A 16,045-nucleotide genomic window follows, 5' to 3' on the forward strand; every position below is an offset into this window, starting at 1 on the left:
GGGGCCGGCCGGGTCACTCGACGACGAGCACGTCGGCGAAGGCGGCCGAGTGCCGGCTGGTGAACCGGTGCTCCCCCGGCTCCTGGGGCGCCAGGAAGGTCGTCAGCGTCCCGCTGGGGACGACGACGTCGAACGAGCCGTCGGCCGCGGTGAGCGTCACCTCCGCCTCGCCGGCGTTGTGCACGGTGACCCGGGCGCCGGCGGCGACGGGGCCGGCGACGTGGAAGCGCGTCCCGTCGACCAGCACGCCCACCGACAGCTCCCCGTGGTCGTGCCCGGCCATCGGGTCGGCCGCCGTCGCCTGCGGTCCCTGGCCGGTGCTCCCCGCAGCGGCGTGCGCGGCCATCGGGGGCGGGGAGGCCGCGAGCGCGACGGCCAGCGTCACCGTCGCGAGCAGGAGCACCACCTCCCCGGCAGCGAACCGGCGGAAGTCGCGGCCGTCGCCCGCGCGCAGCCGGGGCAGGGTCAGCCGGCGGTGGTGCAGGCCGAGCACGCCCAGCACGGTCAGCCCGGCGGTCTTGGCCAGCAGCAGCGTGCCGTAGCCGGTGCCCAGCGCGGCGAGCACCGCCCCGGTGCCACCCAGCACCAGCACCGCGGCGAGCACACCCGAGACGGCTGTGGCCAGGAAGCAGGCCAGCGCCACCCGGCTGTACCGGTCCGCGGCCCCGGCCGACACCGTCCCGCGGCGGCCGAGGACCAGGAGGGCGAGCAGGCCCCCGACCCACACGGTGGCGGCGACGACGTGGACGCCGAGCGTCGTGACCGCGAGCACGTGGTCCTCCGCCGCGGCGGAGTGCCCGCTGAGCACCACCGGGACGACGAGCGCCGACAGCGATACGACCAGCAGCAGGCCCGCGGCGGGCGCTCCGGTGCAGCGGCGGGCAGCGACGGCGACCAGGCCGCTGAGCGCCACGCCCAGCACGGCCGCACGACCGGCCCCGGTGTCCCCGGCGAAGATGCGGAGCGACTCCCAGGTCAGCGACGTGGGTGCGGTGCCGACCAGCCGGCTGACCGTGAGCAGCGCGCCCAGCGCGGTGGCCGCCGTCCAGGCCAGCGCCCAGGCGGACGCCGCCCGCAGCGCCCGCCGCGACTCCGCGGGCAGCCCGGCCGGGCCGGGCAGCAGGACGGCGGCGAGCAGCAGCGTGCCCACCGTGCCGACGGCGGCGATCCGGCCGGCGAGCGTCACCAGGGGCAGCCCCGACTCGACGAGCGGGCCCGCGCCGGCGAGCCCGGACGGGGCGGCCGGCTCCCCGCCCCCGACCACCAGCGCGCCGGCGAGCAGCGCGGCCAGGCCCCCGCCGGTGAGCGCGAGCGCGCGCCACGGCGCCTGTCCGGCCCGCGGCGTCCGGTCCCGGGCGGGTGCCGGCCGTCCAGAGGTCACGGTCCCGGCGCGGCTCACGCGCGCCTGCGCAGCCGGTCCACCACGAGGGCGCCGAGCCCGATCAGCGAGACGGCGGCGACCACCGGCCACACCGGCAGGCCGTCGTCGGCCGGGGCGGCGTCCACGTCGTCGCCCGCCGCCGCCGGCGACGGCGCAACGGGCTCCGGCGACGGCGCCGCGGAGTCGGGCGCCGCGGATGCCGGTCCGGCCGGTGCGCTGCCCGTGGCGACGGTGAAGTCGAAGCTGCCCGACAGCGGGTGCCCGTCGGAGGAGGTGCTGCGCCAGTCGACGCGGTAGCTCCCAGCGGGCAGATCTGCGGCGAGCGCCTGGACCACCGATGTGCCACGGATCTCGGCCGGCCCGTCCGAGACGGTGCCGCCGTCGGGCCCGACCACCGCGACCTGGGTGCCGAGCGGGAGGGGCTCGCCGGTGAAGTCCAGCTGGACGGTGGCGGGCGCCGTCTCCACGGTCGTCCCCGCTCCCGGGCTGGTGCCCACCAGCCCGTCGTGCGCGAGCGCCGACGGGGGCGCGACGAGCAGGAGCACGCCGGCCACCAGGGGGAGCAGCAGCGCCGTCATCCGCCGTCGGCGGCCGAGGGGCGCGCGTCGCGAAGCAGTCATGCCCGTCCTTCGTCCGCCGCGTGGTTTCCGGTTGGTCGCGGCCGGGACAGCGTCCGGGACCACCCGTACGTGGTCAACCCGCTGCAGCGCCGTCGGAACTTTTCCGCGAACCGGTGAACCGATCCGGTCCCGGGGCCCGAATGCCGGTCGGACAGCACGAGAGCAGGGGAGGTCTCCTGCGAGGGATCGCCGCTGCTCCCGGTCTCCGGACCGGTTCCACGGCCGGCGCACAGGCGCGCCGGCCGGCACCACGGGTGGACGGTCCTGACCGCTGCCCGCTGCTACCACTCCGAGCACGAGGAGCACATCATGCGCAAGGCACTCGCACTCCCGACCGTCGCCCTCGCCGCCGCGGCCTTCCCGCTGCTGGCCGTCTCCACGGCCTCCGCCCACGAGGGCGCCCACAGCTACCAGGCCGACCTCGGTGCGGTGAACCAGTCGGGCGTCAGCGGCACCGGGATGGTGACGCTCGACGGCAACACCGCGACCGTCATGGTCGAGGCGACCGGGCTGCTCGCCGGCTCGCCGCATGCCCAGCACTTCCACATCGGCGCACTGGGCGAGTGCCCGACCGACGACCTCAGCGACGACGCCGACGGCGACGGCTTCGTGAGCGTCAGCGAGGCCGCGAAGTACTACGGCGCCATCGGCTCGTCGCTCACCACCACCGGCGACACCAGCCCGGACAGCGGCCTGGCCGTCGACCGCTTCCCGACCGCCGAGGGCGGCTCGGTCAGCTACGAGCGGACGTTCGAGGTCAGCGACGACGTGCACAAGGCGTTCGAGGACGGCACCGCCGTGCTCGTGCTGCACGGCATCGACAAGGACGGCAGCGGTGCCTACGACGGGGACGTCATGAGCGACCTCGACCCGTCGCTGCCCATGGAGGCCACCGCCCCGGCCGCCTGCGGTGCGCTGAACGCCGCCCAGATGGGTACCGCCCCCGCCGGTGGTGCCGAGACCGGCGCCGGTGACACGGCCGGCATCGAGAACCAGGCCGCCATCGGCATCGCCGCCCTGGCCGCGGTCGGTGCGGCTGCCACCGGCGCCGTCGCCTACCGCCGCCGTTCGGCCGAGCAGGCCTGATCCGGCTGCCGGGCCGCGCGGGGGGTGACCCTCCCGCGCGGCCCGGCTCCACCCCCGCGCCACCCCTTCCCGGAAGGAACCCCGTGACCGAGCAGAGCAGCCGTCGGCCGAGCACCCGCGCGTGGATCGCGCTGGCCGTCGGCCTCCTCGTCGTCGCGGTCGTCGCCGTGGCGGTGGCCGTGACCGGGCAGCGGCAGGCGCCCCGGCCCACCACCGCGACTGCTGACCGGATCCAGCCCGCTCCCACGGCCCCGAGCGGACCTGCTCCGGCGGCGGGGGAGGAGCCCGCGCCGGCCGACGAGGCACCGCCGGTGGCCGTGCCCGTCTCGGTGACCGTCCCGGCCATCGACGTGACCAGCGACCTGCTGCGCCTGGACCTCAACGACGACGGCACCGTCGAGGTGCCGCCGCTCGGCCCCGACGACCGGGCCGGCTGGTACCAGCGGGGCCCGGCTCCCGGCGCGGTCGGACCGGCGGTGATCCTCGGCCACGTCGACTCCGCGGAGCACGGCCCGGGCGTCTTCTTCGACCTCGGCGCGCTGCAGGCCGGTGACGAGGTGGAGGTGGCCCGCGCGGACGGCACCATCGCCGTGTTCGCCGTCGATCGGGTGGAGGTGCACCCGAAGGACGAGTTCCCGACCATCGAGGTCTACGGCAACACCGACGACGCACAGCTGCGGCTGATCACCTGCGGCGGCGACTTCGACTCCGCGGTGCGCAGCTACGAGGACAACGTGATCGCCTTCGCCACGCTCGTCGGCACCCGCGCCGCCTGAGATCCGCACCACGTCCCCGGCCGGGCGGCCAGGGCCGGTGGCCGCGGTCCCTAGACTCGGGGGCGTGTCGGTGGCTCCGGTAGGTGGACGGGGCACCGCGACCCCCTCGGTCGGCGACGGCCCGCAGGCGGTGCTGTTCGACATGGACGGCACGCTGGTGGAGACCGAGGAGTACTGGGGCGAGGCCATGTTCGGGCTGGCCGCCTCGCTCGGCGGCCGGATGTCACCGGAGGCCCGGGCGGCGACGGTCGGCACCAGCATGCGGCGCGCGATGGAGGTCCTGCACGCCGACCTCGGTGTGGTGCGGACCGAGACGCAGCTGCAGGCCGACGCCGGCTGGATCGAGGACCGGGTGGCCGAGCTGATGGCCGGGTCCGGCATCCCGTGGCGCCCCGGGGCACGGGAGCTGCTGGCCGCCGTCCGCGACGCCGGCACGGCCACCGCCCTGGTGACGACGACGCCGCGCCGGCTGGCCGCCCTCGTGCTGGCCAGCATCGCCGCCGATCTGGGCGCCGACCCCTTCCACGTGACCGTCTGCGGCGACGAGGTCCCCGCCCGCAAGCCCGATCCGGCGCCCTACCTGCAGGCCGCTGCGTCGCTGGGCGTGGATCCGGCCGGCTGCGTGGTCGTCGAGGACTCACTGGTGGGCGTCACCGCGGGGCTGGCCGCCGGGATGGCGGTCCTCGGGGTCCCGGCTCTCCAGACGCTCCCGCCCGCCCCCGGGCTCACCCTGCGCGAGACGCTGGCCGGGATCGGCCTCGCAGACCTCGCCGAGGTGCTCGTCGCACGCTGACCGGGCTCCTGGCTCTGCGCGCGGCCAGCCGTCGTCACTACCCTGCCGCGCATGTCGCAGCCCGCGGGACCGCCTCAGCCCGGCCCGATCGAGGACGAGTCGGAGCTGGTGCTCGCGTGGCTGCACCACCTGCGCGAGTCGATCCTGCGGAAGGTGGCCGACCTCGACGAGCAGCAGGCGCGCTGGCGCCCCGACGGGGCGCTGATCCCGCTGCTGGGCATCGTCAACCACCTGACCCACGTGGAGTGGCGCTGGATCGACGGCGCCGTGGGCGGTGCGGAGGTGAGCCGGAGCGAGGCGGAGTTCGCGCCCGGTCCCGAGCTCACGGTGGCCGACGCCGTCCGCCGCTACCGGGAGCAGGCGCAGGCGACCGCGCAGGCGGTGCGCTCGCTGCCGATGAACCGGCCGTGCGCGGACGGCAGCGGCCGCGATCTCCGGTGGGTGCTGCTGCACCTGGTCGAGGAGACGGCCCGGCACGCGGGCCACGCCGACGCCACCCGGGAGCTCCTGGACGGCGTGACGGGGCGCTGAGTGCGTGGCCGCGCGGCTCGGCCGGTGCCGGCCATCGGCCCGCGAGCCGCCGGTGGGCTCAGGCGGGGCTGACCGGCAGGGTGGTCCGCCAGCCGGCCGACGCGGCTGCCTCGGCGGGGAACGGCGGGGGAGTGCCACCCCAGGACGGGCACAGCGCCTGGTGGTCGCACCACCCGCAGAGCCGGGTCTTGTTCGGCCGGAACTCGCCGGTGGCGACGGCCCGCTCGATGGCCGACCAGATGGCCAGCAGCGTCCGCTCGAAGCGGACCAGCTCCGTCTCCTCCGGGGCGTAGGTCAGCGCGTCACCGTCGCCCAGGTAGATGAGCTTCAGCTGGGCGGCGACCACGCCGCGGGTGCGCCAGAGGACCAGCGCGTAGAACTTCATCTGGAACAGCGCCTTGGACTCGAACGCCTCGCGCGGCATCGACCCGGTCTTGTAGTCGACGACCCGCAGCGCGCCGTTCGCGGCGACGTCGAGCCGGTCGACGTACCCGCGCAGCAGCAGGCCGTCGGGCAGGGTGACCTCGACGAGCTGCTCGCGGCCCTCGGGCTGGATGCGGCGCGGATCCTCCAGCGCGAAGTACTTCTCGACCAGCTTCCCGGCCGAGGCCAGCCACGCCTCCACCGACTCGGGCGCGTTCGCGTCGGTCTCGGCGCCGTCGGGCTGCGCCGTCCCGAACAGCTCGGCGATGCCCGGCTCGTCGCGCAGGTCGGCCCAGGCCGGTTCGAGCAGCTCCAGCGCGTTCTCCGGCGTGCGCCGCGCGGGCGGCAGGTCGTAGAGGCGCTCCAGCACCGAGTGGACCAGGGTGCCGCGGACCGCGGCGAGGCTCTTGCGCTCGGGCAGCCGGTCGATGGTGCGGAAGCGGTACAGCAGCGGGCAGGTCTTGAAGTCGGCCGCGCGGCTGGGCGACAGCGACGGGCGCCGGGGGGCCGGGGCCTCCCCGGCGGGCGGGGCGGCCGCCGGGGCGGATCCGTCGGCCTGCGGGTCGGTCTGCACCATCACCGTCATGCCCCCGAGGCTAGGTGGGCCCTCCGACACTTCCGAGCGCCCGCGCCGACGCGCGGGGCACGGGTTCCCGCGAGCGCCTCCGTACGCTGGTCGCCTGTGGACAGTTCGCAGGATGCCGGGACCGACGTCGTCGACGAGGCGCAGCCCGCGCCGGAGGAGACCGCACCGGAACCGCCCGCCCAGCGGGCCGAGCCGGTCGAGGGCGCTTTCGTCGCCGGTGACCGGGTGCAGCTGACCGACCCCAAGGGCCGCCTGCACACCGTCGTCCTGACGCCCGGCAAGCAGTTCCACACCCACCGCGGCGCCATCGAGCACGATGACCTCATCGGCGCCCCCGAGGGCTCGGTCGTGCACTCGACTGCCAACACCGGCTACCTGGCGCTGCGGCCGCTGCTGGCGGACTACGTGCTCTCCATGCCGCGTGGCGCCCAGGTCATCTACCCGAAGGACGCCGCGCAGATCGTCGGCTTCGGCGACGTCGGGCCGGGCATGCGGGTCCTGGAGGCCGGCGCCGGCTCGGGCGCGCTGAGCTGCTCGCTGCTGCGCGCCGTCGGCTCGGGGGGATCGCTCACCAGCTACGAGCGGCGGGAGGACTTCCTCGACGTCGCCCGGTCCAACGTCGGCGCCTTCTTCGGCGAGGTGCCGGCCAACTGGAGCCTGCGCCAGGGCGACCTGGCCGACCACCCGGCCGACGAGGTCGTCGACCGCGTCGTCCTCGACATGCTCGAGCCGTGGGCGGTGCTGCCCACGGTCGCCGCCGCGCTGCGCCCCGGCGGGGTGCTGGTCGGCTACGTCGCGACGGTGACGCAGCTGTCCACCTACGTGGAGGCGCTGCGCGCGCAGGGCGTCTGGACCGAGCCCTACTCCTGGGAGACGCTGATGCGGCCGTGGCACGCGGTGGGCCTGGCGGTCCGCCCCGAGCACCGCATGGTGGCGCACACCGCCTTCCTGGTGACCGCACGGCGGCTCGCCGAGGGCACCGTCGCGCCGATCCGCCAGCGCCGCGCGCAGAAGCACTGAGCGGCTCGCGGGGGATCGCCTAGCACCCGGGCGCGGGCTCCGCGAGCCCACGGCGAACTGTCCTCACGCGTGTATAGATTTGCGTCCTGGCTCCCCCGACAGTGCGGAGGTGCGTGATGGGCCTGGGTCCTGACGAACTGCGCGCGCGGCGCGAACGCGACGTGACGGCGCTGCTCAGCCAGATCTCCTACCTCGAGGAGGAGATCGGCCTGCTCCGCCGCAAGGTGGCCGACAGCCCGCGCCAGGTGCGCGCGCTGGAGGAGCGGATCGCCGAGGCGGAGGGCCGCGCGGCCTTCCTCTCGGAGCGCAACGACAAGCTGGCCGGCACGCTGCGGGACGCCCGCGAGCAGCTGGTCACGCTCAAGGAGGAGGTCGACCGGCTCGGGCAGCCGCCGTCGGGCTACGGCGTCTTCCTGACCGGGTACGACGACGGCACGGTCGACATCTTCACCGGCGGACGCAAGCTGCGGGTCTCCGTCTCGCCGAACGTCCCGGTGGAGGAGCTGCGGGCCGGCCAGGAGGTCATGCTCAACGAGGCGATGAACGTGGTCGAGGCGCGCGCGTTCGAGCGCCAGGGCGACGTCGTCATGCTCAAGGAGCTCCTGGAGCCGGTCGACGGCGTCACGCAGCGGGCGCTGGTCATCGGGCACACCGACGAGGAGCGCGTGGTCTACCTCGCCGACTCGCTCACCGGCCAGCCGCTGCGCGTGGGTGACTCGCTGCTGCTGGAGACGCGCTCGGGCTACGTCTACGAGCGCATCCCCAAGAGCGAGGTCGAGGAGCTCGTCCTCGAAGAGGTCCCCGACATCGACTACACCGACATCGGTGGCCTGTCGCGGCAGATCGAGCAGATCCGCGACGCCGTCGAGCTGCCGTTCCTGCACGCCGACCTGTTCCGCACCTACGAGCTGCGCCCGCCGAAGGGGATCCTGCTGTACGGCCCGCCCGGGTGCGGCAAGACGCTGATCGCCAAGGCGGTGGCGAACTCGCTGGCCAAGAAGGTGGCGGCGCTCCGTGGCGACGGCGACACCAGCCAGGGGAAGTCCTACTTCCTCAACATCAAGGGCCCCGAGCTGCTGAACAAGTACGTGGGCGAGACCGAGCGGCACATCCGCCTGGTCTTCCAGCGGGCGCGGGAGAAGGCCAGCGAGGGCACCCCGGTCATCGTGTTCTTCGACGAGATGGACTCGATCTTCCGGACCCGCGGCTCGGGGGTGTCCTCCGACGTCGAGTCGACGATCGTGCCGCAGCTGCTCAGCGAGATCGACGGCGTGGAGGGCTTGGAGAACGTCATCGTCATCGGGGCGTCCAACCGCGAGGACATGATCGACCCGGCCATCCTGCGGCCCGGCCGGCTCGACGTGAAGATCAAGATCGAGCGACCGGACGCCGAGGCCGCGCGGGACATCTTCAGCAAGTACCTGACGACGTCGCTGCCGATCAACCCCGACGACCTGGCGGTGCACGGCGGCAGCCGCGAGGCGACGATCGCCGGGATGATCCAGCGCACCGTCGAGCGCATGTACACCGAGAGCGAGGAGAACCGCTTCCTCGAGGTCACCTACGCCAACGGTGACAAGGAGGTCCTGTACTTCAAGGACTTCAACTCCGGCGCCATGCTGCAGAACATCGTCGACCGGGCCAAGAAGATGGCGATCAAGGAGCACCTGGAGACCGGCACGTCGGGTCTGCGGGTCAGCCACCTGACGCAGGCCTGCCTCGACGAGTTCAAGGAGAACGAGGACCTGCCCAACACGACCAACCCCGACGACTGGGCGCGGATCTCGGGCAAGAAGGGCGAGCGGATCGTCTACATCCGCACGCTCATCAGCGGCAAGGGCAACGAGGCCGGCCGCGCCATCGACACGGCCACCAACACCGGCCAGTACCTGTAGACGCCGGCCCCTGCCGGGCGAGCGAACGGCCCGGTCACCCTCGGGTGGCCGGGCCGTTCGTGTGCCTGCCGGGCGATCAGCCCAGGACGAGCACCTGACCGGGGTGGATCAGCGCCGGGTCGGCGCCGATGACGTCCCGGTTGCTCTCGTAGAGGTCCTGCCAGCCCAGGCCGTTCGCCGCCGCGATGCCGGAGAGAGTGTCGCCGGACTGGACGGTGTAGGACGGGCCCGCGGCAGCCGGCGCGGGGGCGGCCGGCGCGGGGCCGACCGGTGCCGGTGCCGGTGCCGCGGCGCTGCCCGCCTTGTCGGCCTCGGTCAGGCCGAGCTTCGCCGAGCAGGCCGGCCAGGCACCCCAGCCCTGGACCGCCAGGGTCTTCTCTGCGATCGCGATCTGCTGCTCACGGGTGGCGAGGTCGGCCCGCTCCGCGTACTCGGTGCCGCCGAAGCCCGCCCAGGTGGACGGCGAGAACTGCAGGCCGCCGTAGTAGCCGTTCCCGGTGTTGATCGACCAGTTGCCGCTGCTCTCGCACTCCGCGAGGCGGTCCCAGGTGGCGCCGTCGGCTGCCCCGGCGGTGCCGGCGCCCAGGAACGGGGCCAGCAGCACGGCGCCGGTGGCGGCGATGCCTGCGGTGCGGCGCCGGAGGGAGCGGGTGGTCAGGCCGGTGGTCGTGCTCGGGTTCGTCATGATCCTCTCGAACGGCGGGCGCCACGTGCCCGCCGTCCGACGGCAGCACGCTCCACCCACGGAGCCGGGGAGATGAGCGACCGTGCCGCTGGGTGGAGACGACGCGCGGCACGTCCGGTGGATGCGGCGGGGGAGCGGCTCGACGGCCGTGGCATCCCGCGCACGTGCCCGACCGCTCTGCTGGGCCGGGGCACCACCGAGGCTACGTACCGGTTCCGCTGTCTGCCACCGCGCCGGTCCGGTGCCGAGCGGGAGACCCGGTGCGGACGCGGCCTAGGGTTGGGCCATGAGCGTGCGGCGGGTCATGGGCACCGAGGTGGAGTACGGGATCTCGGTGCCGGGTCAGCCGGGTGCGAACCCCACGACGCTGAGCAGCCAGGTGGTCAACGCGTGGGCGGTCGCCGAGGCGCCGACGCCGCGCCGGCCGCGCTGGGACTTCGAGGAGGAGTCGCCGCTGCGGGACGCCCGCGGCTTCGACCTCACGCCGGCGCAGGCGCTCGACCACAACGACCTCGACGAGGACTCCGGGATGGCCAACGTCATCCTGACCAACGGCGCCCGGCTCTACGTCGACCACGCGCACCCCGAGTACTCGACGCCGGAGGTCACGACCCCGCGCGACATCGTGCTGTGGGACAAGGCGGGGGAGCAGGTGATGGCCGAGGCCGCCCGTCGCGCCGCCCGCGTCCCAGGCACCCAGCCCATCCAGCTCTACAAGAACAACACCGACGGCAAGGGCGCGTCCTACGGCTCGCACGAGAACTACCTGATGGACCGGCGCACCCCGTTCATCGACATCATCCGCGGGCTGGTGCCGTTCTTCGTCACCCGGCAGGTGTTCGCCGGGTCCGGCCGGGTGGGCATCGGCACCGAGAGCCGCAAGGACGGCTTCCAGCTGTCCCAGCGGGCCGACTTCTTCGAGGTCGAGGTGGGCCTGGAGACGACGCTCAAGCGGCCGATCATCAACACCCGGGACGAGCCGCACGCCAATCCGGACGAGTACCGCCGGCTGCACGTGATCATCGGCGACGCCAACCTCGCCGAGCTCGCCACCTACCTCAAGGTCGGGACGACGTCGCTGGTGCTGGCGATGATCGAGGCGCGCGCCCTCTCCCACGACCTGGCCCTCGAGGAGCCGGTGGCGGAGCTGCAGGCGATCAGCCACGACCCGACGCTCACCCACCGGGTGCTGCTGCGCGACGGCCGCCGGATGACCGCCGTCGAGCTCCAGCGCAGCTACCTCGAGCGGGCGGTGGCGTTCGTCGAGAGCCGGGGGGAGGCCGACGAGCAGACCGCCGACGTGCTGCGCCGCTGGGCCGAGGTGCTCGACGACCTGGAGGCGGACCCGATGCGGCTGGCCGACCGGCTGGACTGGCCGGCGAAGCTGCGCCTGCTGGAGGGCTACCGCTCCCGCGACGGGCTGGCCTGGGGCGACTCCCGGCTGCGCCTGGTCGACCTGCAGTACTCCGACGTCCGGCCTGACAAGGGGCTGTACCACCGGCTGGTGGCCCGCGGGGCGATGCAGCGGCTGCTGACCGACGAGGAGGTGGCCCGCGCGATGGTGCACCCGCCCGGCGACACCCGGGCGTTCTTCCGCGGCGAGTGCCTGCGCCGCTTCCCCGCACAGGTCGCCGCGGCGTCCTGGGACTCGGTGGTGTTCGACCTGGGCCGGGAGAACCTGGTGCGCATTCCCACGATGGAGCCGCTGCGGGGCACCCGCGAGCACGTGGGGGCCCTGTTCGAGGCCTCCGCGACGGCCCAGGAGCTGGTCGACACCATCACGGGGGGCTGAGCCGCCCCACCGTCACCGGATCGCCGCCGACGGTGGGGATCGCGGCGCTGCCGCTCACCGGCTCAGTCGGTGCTGTCCTTCGCAGCTCCGCCGGTGCCCTGGATCGCCCCGGCGAGGTCCCAGCGCTGCGAGGTCTCGCGGAGCCAGTCGGCCAGCTCCTCCACCTCGGGTCCGTATTCGCCGTCGACGGCGTCCTCCATGATCTGCCGGACGTCGGCTCGGGCCTGCTGCGGCTCCTTGCCGAGCACCTCCTCGATGTCCGACCGCAGGTCCGGCGGCAGGGACGCGAGCATCCCGCCGAACCGCTCGGTCAGGTTCTCGGTCCTGGCGCCGTAGTCGCCGCGGAGCGCGTCCTCCACCATGTCCTGGAGCTCCTCGGCGCGCTCGGACGCGGGGGTGTCCCGCAGGTCGTCGAGGTTCTGCAGGAACTGCCGGGGCATCCAGTCACCGAACTGGAACGTCGGCAGGTTGCCGAGGGCGTCCTCCGCCTGCCGCTGGACGTCGCCGGCCGCCTGCTGCGCCTCCTCCAGTGCCTGCCGGGCCTGCTGCCGGGCGTCGTCGAGGGCCTGCTCGGCCTCCTCCACCGCCTGCTCGGCCTCCTGCTGGGCCCGGGCGCTGCCGTTCTCCGCGGCTTGCTCGGCCTCCTGCTGGGCGTCGTCGAGGGCCTGCTCGGCCTCCTCCACCGCCTGCTCGGCCTCCTGCTGCGCCTGGTCGGTGACGTCGTCGGCGGCCTGCTCGGCCTCCTGCTGGGCGTCGTCGAGGGCCTGCTCGGCCTCCTCCACCGCCTGCTCGGCTTCCCGCTGCGCCCGGGCGTCGCTGCTCCCGGCGGCCTGCTCGGCCTCCCGCTGGGCGTCCCGGAGGGCCTGCTCGGCCTCCTCCACCGCCTGCCGGGCCTGCTCCTGCACCGCTTCGACGGCGTCCCGGACGTCGTCGGCCGGTGCGGCGGCGGCCGCCGGGGCGAGGAACACCGCCGCAGCGGTCAGGGCCGCGGCGCCGGCTCCGGTCAGGGGGCCTCGTCGTCCTCGAAGTCGCAGATTCACGTCCGTCTCCTCCATGCCGGCTGTGGTGGTGCCCGGTACGGCACCGCGGTGCGGGCTCTCGTCGCGGGGCCTCGCGGATGAGGCGGCAGCTCCGCACCCGGTATGTGCCCTGGGTCACACCGGGGGAGTCGTGCAAAGCCATGACGGTCCGATGACGACCCCGCGACACGCGGGGTGGCCGAGCCGGGGGACGCGTCGCGCGGCTGATCACCGACCGCCGGATGTCGGTCCCGGCGGGTAGCTTTCAGCGCACAGCACATCCGAGAAACCGGAGGGCACACCGTGGCGACCAGGGACACCGGCGGGCAGCAGAAGGCGACGCGGTCGCGCGAGGAGACCGACGAGGTCGAGGCCTCGGTCGACACCGAGGTCACCGAGCGGCACAAGGAGATGACCGAGGACGTCGACTCCCTCCTGGACGAGATCGACGACGTGCTCGAGGAGAACGCCGAAGACTTCGTTAAGGCGTACGTGCAAAAAGGGGGCCAGTGAACGATCTAGTTTCGTTGTTGACCGTCGGTGGAGAGGAAGTTCTGCCGCGATTGCGGTGAGGACCGGCCGATCACAGAGTTTTCCCGGAACAGCAACTCCCGGGACGGATACGCCTTCTACTGCCGCGCGCACGCGCGCAGGCGCCATCAGGTGAGCCGGGATGGCCGGAGAGGTCCCCCGCAACGTCGCCACCCACGAGACGTGATCGTGCCGGACGGGCACAAGTGGTGCCCGGACTGCGGGCTGGTGCTGCCGCTGGACTCCTTCGGTCGTAACGCCGCCTCCTCTAGCGGTCGCACGTCCTACTGCAAGCCATGCCACAACGCCCCCGGCCGCAAGTCCAAGGAACTCGTCGGGGGAGGACGTACGTACCACCTCCGACGGCGCTACGGGATCACGGCGGCGGAGGCGGACGTCATGCTGGCGGCTCAGGGCGGGCTGTGCGCGCTCTGCCGCACCGCGCCGGACGAGCACGTCGACCACGACCACGAGACCGGCGCGGTCCGCGCACTGCTCTGCTTCAACTGCAACGGCGGACTGGGCCAGTTCCGGGACGACCCCGAACTGCTGCACGTGGCCGCCTTCTACGTCGAGCACCACCGCCAGCAGCAGGCGCTCGCCGTCCTGGCGCAGCTGGGCGCGGAGGAGCCGGACGGTCCGGCCGACGTCACCGGCCGCCGGTAGGGTCGCGACGACGCCCGGGAACGCCGCACCAGCAGGTGGCGCGCACCCGGCGGAGCAGCGGTCACGCCGGCGAGAGCGGGCGGGAGAGGTGGATGGGTGAACGAGTCGTCAGCTGGCCGGAGCGGGTTCCCGCCCGCCTACCTGGACCGGGTGGGCTCCTCGTTCACCGACTTCCTGTCGTCGGCCGCGCCGGACCTGTTGCCCGGCCGCCGGCCGGTCCCGGCCCTGCCCGTGGGTGAGATCGCGCCGCACGGCACCACGATCGTCGCGGCCACCTACGACGGCGGCGTCCTCATGGGCGGCGACCGCCGCGCCACGATGGGCAATCTCATCTCCAGCCGCGACATCGAGAAGGTCTACCCGGCCGACTCCTACAGCGTCATCGGCATCGCCGGTGCCGCCGGCATCGCCATCGAGATGGTGAAGCTCTACCAGGTGGAGCTCGAGCACTACGAGAAGATCGAGGGGCTCACGATGAGCCTCGACGGCAAGGCGAACCGGCTGGCCCAGATGATCCGCGGCAACCTCGGCGCAGCGCTGCAGGGTCTCGCCGTCGTCCCGCTGTTCGCCGGGTTCGACCTCGACGCCGCGCCCGGCAGCGCCCCCGGGCGGATCTTCAGCTACGACGTCACCGGTGGGAACTACGAGGAGCGGGGCTACGCCGCCGTCGGCTCCGGCTCGCTGTTCGCCAAGAACTCGCTCAAGAAGACCTGGCGCAACGGCCTGCCCGCCGACGAGGCCACCCGCACCGTCGTCGAGGCGCTGTACGACGCCGCCGACGACGACTCCGCCACCGGCGGCCCCGACCCGGTGCGCCGGCTGTACCCGATCGTCTACCGGGTCGACGCCGAGGGCGCCGTCCGGCTGACCGACGCCGAGGTGGCCGCGATCGCCGACCAGATCATCACCGAGCGCGCGGCCGCCGACCGCCGGAACATGCCGCGGGAGGCCTGAGCCATGACCATGCCGTACTACGCCTCCGCCGAGCAGGTCATGCGCGACCGCTCGGAGTACGCCCGCAAGGGCATCTCCCGCGGCCGCAGCGTCGCCGTCCTCACCTACGCCGACGGCGTCCTGCTGATCGCCGAGAACCCCAGCTCCACGCTGCACAAGATCGGCGAGATCTACGACCGGATCGGCTTCGCCGCCGTCGGCCGCTACAGCGAGTTCGAGAGCCTCCGGGTGGCCGGCGTCCGCCTGGCCGACGTCCGCGGCTACTCCTACAACCGGCGCGACGTCACCGGCCGGGTGATCGCCAACGCCTACGCCCAGACCCTCGGCGCCATCTTCACCGAGCAGATGAAGCCCTACGAGGTCGAGCTCTGCGTGGCCGAGGTGGGGGAGACGCCGGAGCACGACCAGCTCTACCGGCTGACCTTCGACGGCTCGGTCGTCGACGAACCGAACTTCGTCGTCATGGGCGGCCAGGCCGACTCCGTGACCTCGCACCTGCGTGAGAACTTCCACCCCGGCATGGGCCTGGCCGATGCGTTGAAGGTGGGGGTGGACGCGCTCTCGGCCGTCAGCCCGGCCACCGCCGGTGCCGCCGACGGCGGCCCCTCCCGCCTGGGCGCCCAGCAGCTGGAGGTCGCCGTCCTCGACCGACGGCGGCCCAAGCGCGCCTTCCGCCGGGTCGTCGGTGCCGCCCTCCACGGACTCCTGGGCGACGGGCAGGCCGGCGAGGAGGGCTCGCAGGTGCAGCCCTCCGCCCACGTGCCCACCCACCCCGCACCCGGCACGCCCGCCGGCCTCGGCGACCCGGCGGCGCCGGACACCGCGGGCGGCGTTCCCGACACCGGCGAGGGGCACCCGCAGACCGGCGGGGACACGGCCGGCTGACTCCCGTCGGCGGGGTAGGGGAGTCGGCATGCCGAACTACGAGATCAACGACGACGCCGTCACCCGTGCCCGGAAGCTGATCGACGAGGGAACCGTCGACGACCGGACCGGGTGGTCCGACGCCGCCCCGTCCGCCGACGACGGCAACACCGAGATCGAGCAGCACGGCTGGGACGGCTACGCCGCCTGGCACCTCGCCGTCGACCCGGACGCGAACGAGCAGACCAAGAAGCGCTACTCCTTCCCGTACGGGGATTTCCGGAAGGTGAACCGGGCCGCGCTGATCCACGGCAAGCAGCGGGCGTCCCAGAACGGGCACGACGAGATCGAGCGGGCGTTCGACGACCTGCTGCAGCGACTCGACGCGAAGCGGTGACGGCCCGCCGGTCCGGTGCTGGGCCG

17 protein-coding genes are annotated in these 16,045 nt (G+C 73.9%); 12 read left to right on the plus strand and 5 right to left on the minus strand.

What is annotated here, in order from left to right; all coding sequences use genetic code 11:
- Positions 1 to 13 precede the first annotated feature (13 nt).
- Together O2W17_RS20290 and O2W17_RS20295 are read right to left on the minus strand one after the other, a co-directional pair.
- Positions 14 to 1,381, minus strand: coding sequence for a copper resistance D family protein (locus O2W17_RS20290; RefSeq protein WP_269194266.1), 1,368 nt, complete (start codon positions 1,379 to 1,381; stop codon positions 14 to 16).
- 14 nt (positions 1,382 to 1,395) lie between these two features.
- Complete coding sequence (locus O2W17_RS20295; protein WP_269194267.1) at positions 1,396 to 2,001, minus strand: copper resistance CopC family protein; 606 nt, start codon at positions 1,999 to 2,001, stop codon at positions 1,396 to 1,398.
- Positions 2,002 to 2,310: 309 nt separating this feature from the next.
- Here O2W17_RS20295 and O2W17_RS20300 point away from each other — a divergent pair, with 309 nt between their 5' ends.
- The 4 genes from O2W17_RS20300 (at position 2,311) to O2W17_RS20315 (ending at position 5,187) form a co-directional block, all read left to right on the plus strand.
- Positions 2,311 to 3,087, plus strand: a complete 777-nt coding sequence (locus tag O2W17_RS20300; protein WP_269194268.1) for a hypothetical protein — start codon at positions 2,311 to 2,313, stop codon at positions 3,085 to 3,087.
- Positions 3,088 to 3,170: 83 nt separating this feature from the next.
- Entirely contained in the window at positions 3,171 to 3,863 is a 693-nt protein-coding gene (locus O2W17_RS20305; RefSeq protein ID WP_269194269.1) for a class F sortase, read from the plus strand.
- Positions 3,864 to 3,927: 64 nt separating this feature from the next.
- Entirely contained in the window at positions 3,928 to 4,656 is a 729-nt protein-coding gene (locus O2W17_RS20310) for an HAD family hydrolase (RefSeq protein ID WP_269194270.1), read from the plus strand.
- A gap of 51 nt (positions 4,657 to 4,707) precedes the next feature.
- Positions 4,708 to 5,187, plus strand: a complete 480-nt coding sequence (locus O2W17_RS20315; RefSeq protein ID WP_269194271.1) for a mycothiol transferase — start codon at positions 4,708 to 4,710, stop codon at positions 5,185 to 5,187.
- Positions 5,188 to 5,245: 58 nt separating this feature from the next.
- On the opposite strand, the gene O2W17_RS20320 is transcribed toward O2W17_RS20315, so the two are convergent.
- Positions 5,246 to 6,196 carry a RecB family exonuclease gene (locus O2W17_RS20320; protein WP_269194272.1) on the minus strand — a complete coding sequence of 317 codons (951 nt, stop codon included), beginning with the start codon at positions 6,194 to 6,196 and terminating at the stop codon, positions 5,246 to 5,248.
- 96 nt (positions 6,197 to 6,292) lie between these two features.
- Here O2W17_RS20320 and O2W17_RS20325 point away from each other — a divergent pair, with 96 nt between their 5' ends.
- On the plus strand, positions 6,293 to 7,216 hold the full coding sequence (locus tag O2W17_RS20325) for a tRNA (adenine-N1)-methyltransferase (protein ID WP_269194273.1): 924 nt from the start codon (positions 6,293 to 6,295) through the stop codon (positions 7,214 to 7,216).
- A 116-nt stretch (positions 7,217 to 7,332) separates the two neighbouring features.
- Positions 7,333 to 9,111, plus strand: a complete 1,779-nt coding sequence (gene arc, locus O2W17_RS20330; protein WP_269194274.1) for a proteasome ATPase — start codon at positions 7,333 to 7,335, stop codon at positions 9,109 to 9,111.
- 76 nt (positions 9,112 to 9,187) lie between these two features.
- Here the strand turns inward: arc and O2W17_RS20335 are convergent, their stop codons facing one another.
- Positions 9,188 to 9,796 carry a LysM peptidoglycan-binding domain-containing protein gene (locus tag O2W17_RS20335; protein ID WP_269194275.1) on the minus strand — a complete coding sequence of 203 codons (609 nt, stop codon included), beginning with the start codon at positions 9,794 to 9,796 and terminating at the stop codon, positions 9,188 to 9,190.
- 286 nt (positions 9,797 to 10,082) lie between these two features.
- On the opposite strand from O2W17_RS20335, the gene dop reads away from it, so the two are divergent.
- Positions 10,083 to 11,588 carry a depupylase/deamidase Dop gene (gene dop / locus O2W17_RS20340; protein WP_269194276.1) on the plus strand — a complete coding sequence of 502 codons (1,506 nt, stop codon included), beginning with the start codon at positions 10,083 to 10,085 and terminating at the stop codon, positions 11,586 to 11,588.
- A gap of 62 nt (positions 11,589 to 11,650) precedes the next feature.
- Here dop and O2W17_RS20345 read toward each other — a convergent pair whose 3' ends face one another.
- Positions 11,651 to 12,628 (minus strand): hypothetical protein, encoded by a 978-nt coding sequence (locus O2W17_RS20345; protein ID WP_269194277.1) that lies wholly within the window; start codon positions 12,626 to 12,628, stop codon positions 11,651 to 11,653.
- A 282-nt stretch (positions 12,629 to 12,910) separates the two neighbouring features.
- On the opposite strand from O2W17_RS20345, the gene O2W17_RS20350 reads away from it, so the two are divergent.
- The 5 genes from O2W17_RS20350 to O2W17_RS20370 all read left to right on the plus strand — a co-directional run bounded on the left by O2W17_RS20350 (position 12,911) and on the right by O2W17_RS20370 (position 16,019).
- Complete coding sequence (locus O2W17_RS20350; RefSeq protein WP_269194278.1) at positions 12,911 to 13,120, plus strand: ubiquitin-like protein Pup; 210 nt, start codon at positions 12,911 to 12,913, stop codon at positions 13,118 to 13,120.
- A 201-nt stretch (positions 13,121 to 13,321) separates the two neighbouring features.
- Positions 13,322 to 13,804, plus strand: a complete 483-nt coding sequence (locus O2W17_RS20355; protein ID WP_269194279.1) for an endonuclease VII domain-containing protein — start codon at positions 13,322 to 13,324, stop codon at positions 13,802 to 13,804.
- 96 nt (positions 13,805 to 13,900) lie between these two features.
- On the plus strand, positions 13,901 to 14,758 hold the full coding sequence (prcB, locus tag O2W17_RS20360) for a proteasome subunit beta (RefSeq protein ID WP_269194280.1): 858 nt from the start codon (positions 13,901 to 13,903) through the stop codon (positions 14,756 to 14,758).
- Positions 14,759 to 14,761: 3 nt separating this feature from the next.
- Positions 14,762 to 15,643 carry a proteasome subunit alpha gene (gene prcA / locus O2W17_RS20365; RefSeq protein ID WP_269194281.1) on the plus strand — a complete coding sequence of 294 codons (882 nt, stop codon included), beginning with the start codon at positions 14,762 to 14,764 and terminating at the stop codon, positions 15,641 to 15,643.
- Positions 15,644 to 15,671: 28 nt separating this feature from the next.
- A complete protein-coding gene (locus O2W17_RS20370; RefSeq protein ID WP_269194282.1) occupies positions 15,672 to 16,019 on the plus strand; it encodes a hypothetical protein in 348 nt (115 codons plus the stop codon).
- Positions 16,020 to 16,045: the final 26 nt, after the last annotated feature.

This window comes from Blastococcus sp. VKM Ac-2987, assembly GCF_026967805.1.
Lineage (GTDB): Bacteria > Actinomycetota > Actinomycetes > Mycobacteriales > Geodermatophilaceae > Blastococcus.

Excerpts from the sequence above, each read along its gene's own strand:
- O2W17_RS20300 (WP_269194268.1), top strand. The coding sequence starts at position 2,311 with ATGCGCAAGGCACTCGCACTCCCGACCGTCGCCCTCGCCGCCGCGGCC.
- O2W17_RS20295 (WP_269194267.1), bottom strand. The coding sequence starts at position 2,001 with ATGACTGCTTCGCGACGCGCGCCCCTCGGCCGCCGACGGCGGATGACG.
- dop (WP_269194276.1), top strand. The coding sequence starts at position 10,083 with ATGAGCGTGCGGCGGGTCATGGGCACCGAGGTGGAGTACGGGATCTCG.
- O2W17_RS20315 (WP_269194271.1), top strand. The coding sequence starts at position 4,708 with ATGTCGCAGCCCGCGGGACCGCCTCAGCCCGGCCCGATCGAGGACGAG.
- O2W17_RS20370 (WP_269194282.1), top strand. The coding sequence starts at position 15,672 with ATGCCGAACTACGAGATCAACGACGACGCCGTCACCCGTGCCCGGAAG.
- O2W17_RS20335 (WP_269194275.1), bottom strand. The coding sequence starts at position 9,796 with ATGACGAACCCGAGCACGACCACCGGCCTGACCACCCGCTCCCTCCGG.
- O2W17_RS20320 (WP_269194272.1), bottom strand. The coding sequence starts at position 6,196 with ATGACGGTGATGGTGCAGACCGACCCGCAGGCCGACGGATCCGCCCCG.
- prcA (WP_269194281.1), top strand. The coding sequence starts at position 14,762 with ATGACCATGCCGTACTACGCCTCCGCCGAGCAGGTCATGCGCGACCGC.
- arc (WP_269194274.1), top strand. The coding sequence starts at position 7,333 with ATGGGCCTGGGTCCTGACGAACTGCGCGCGCGGCGCGAACGCGACGTG.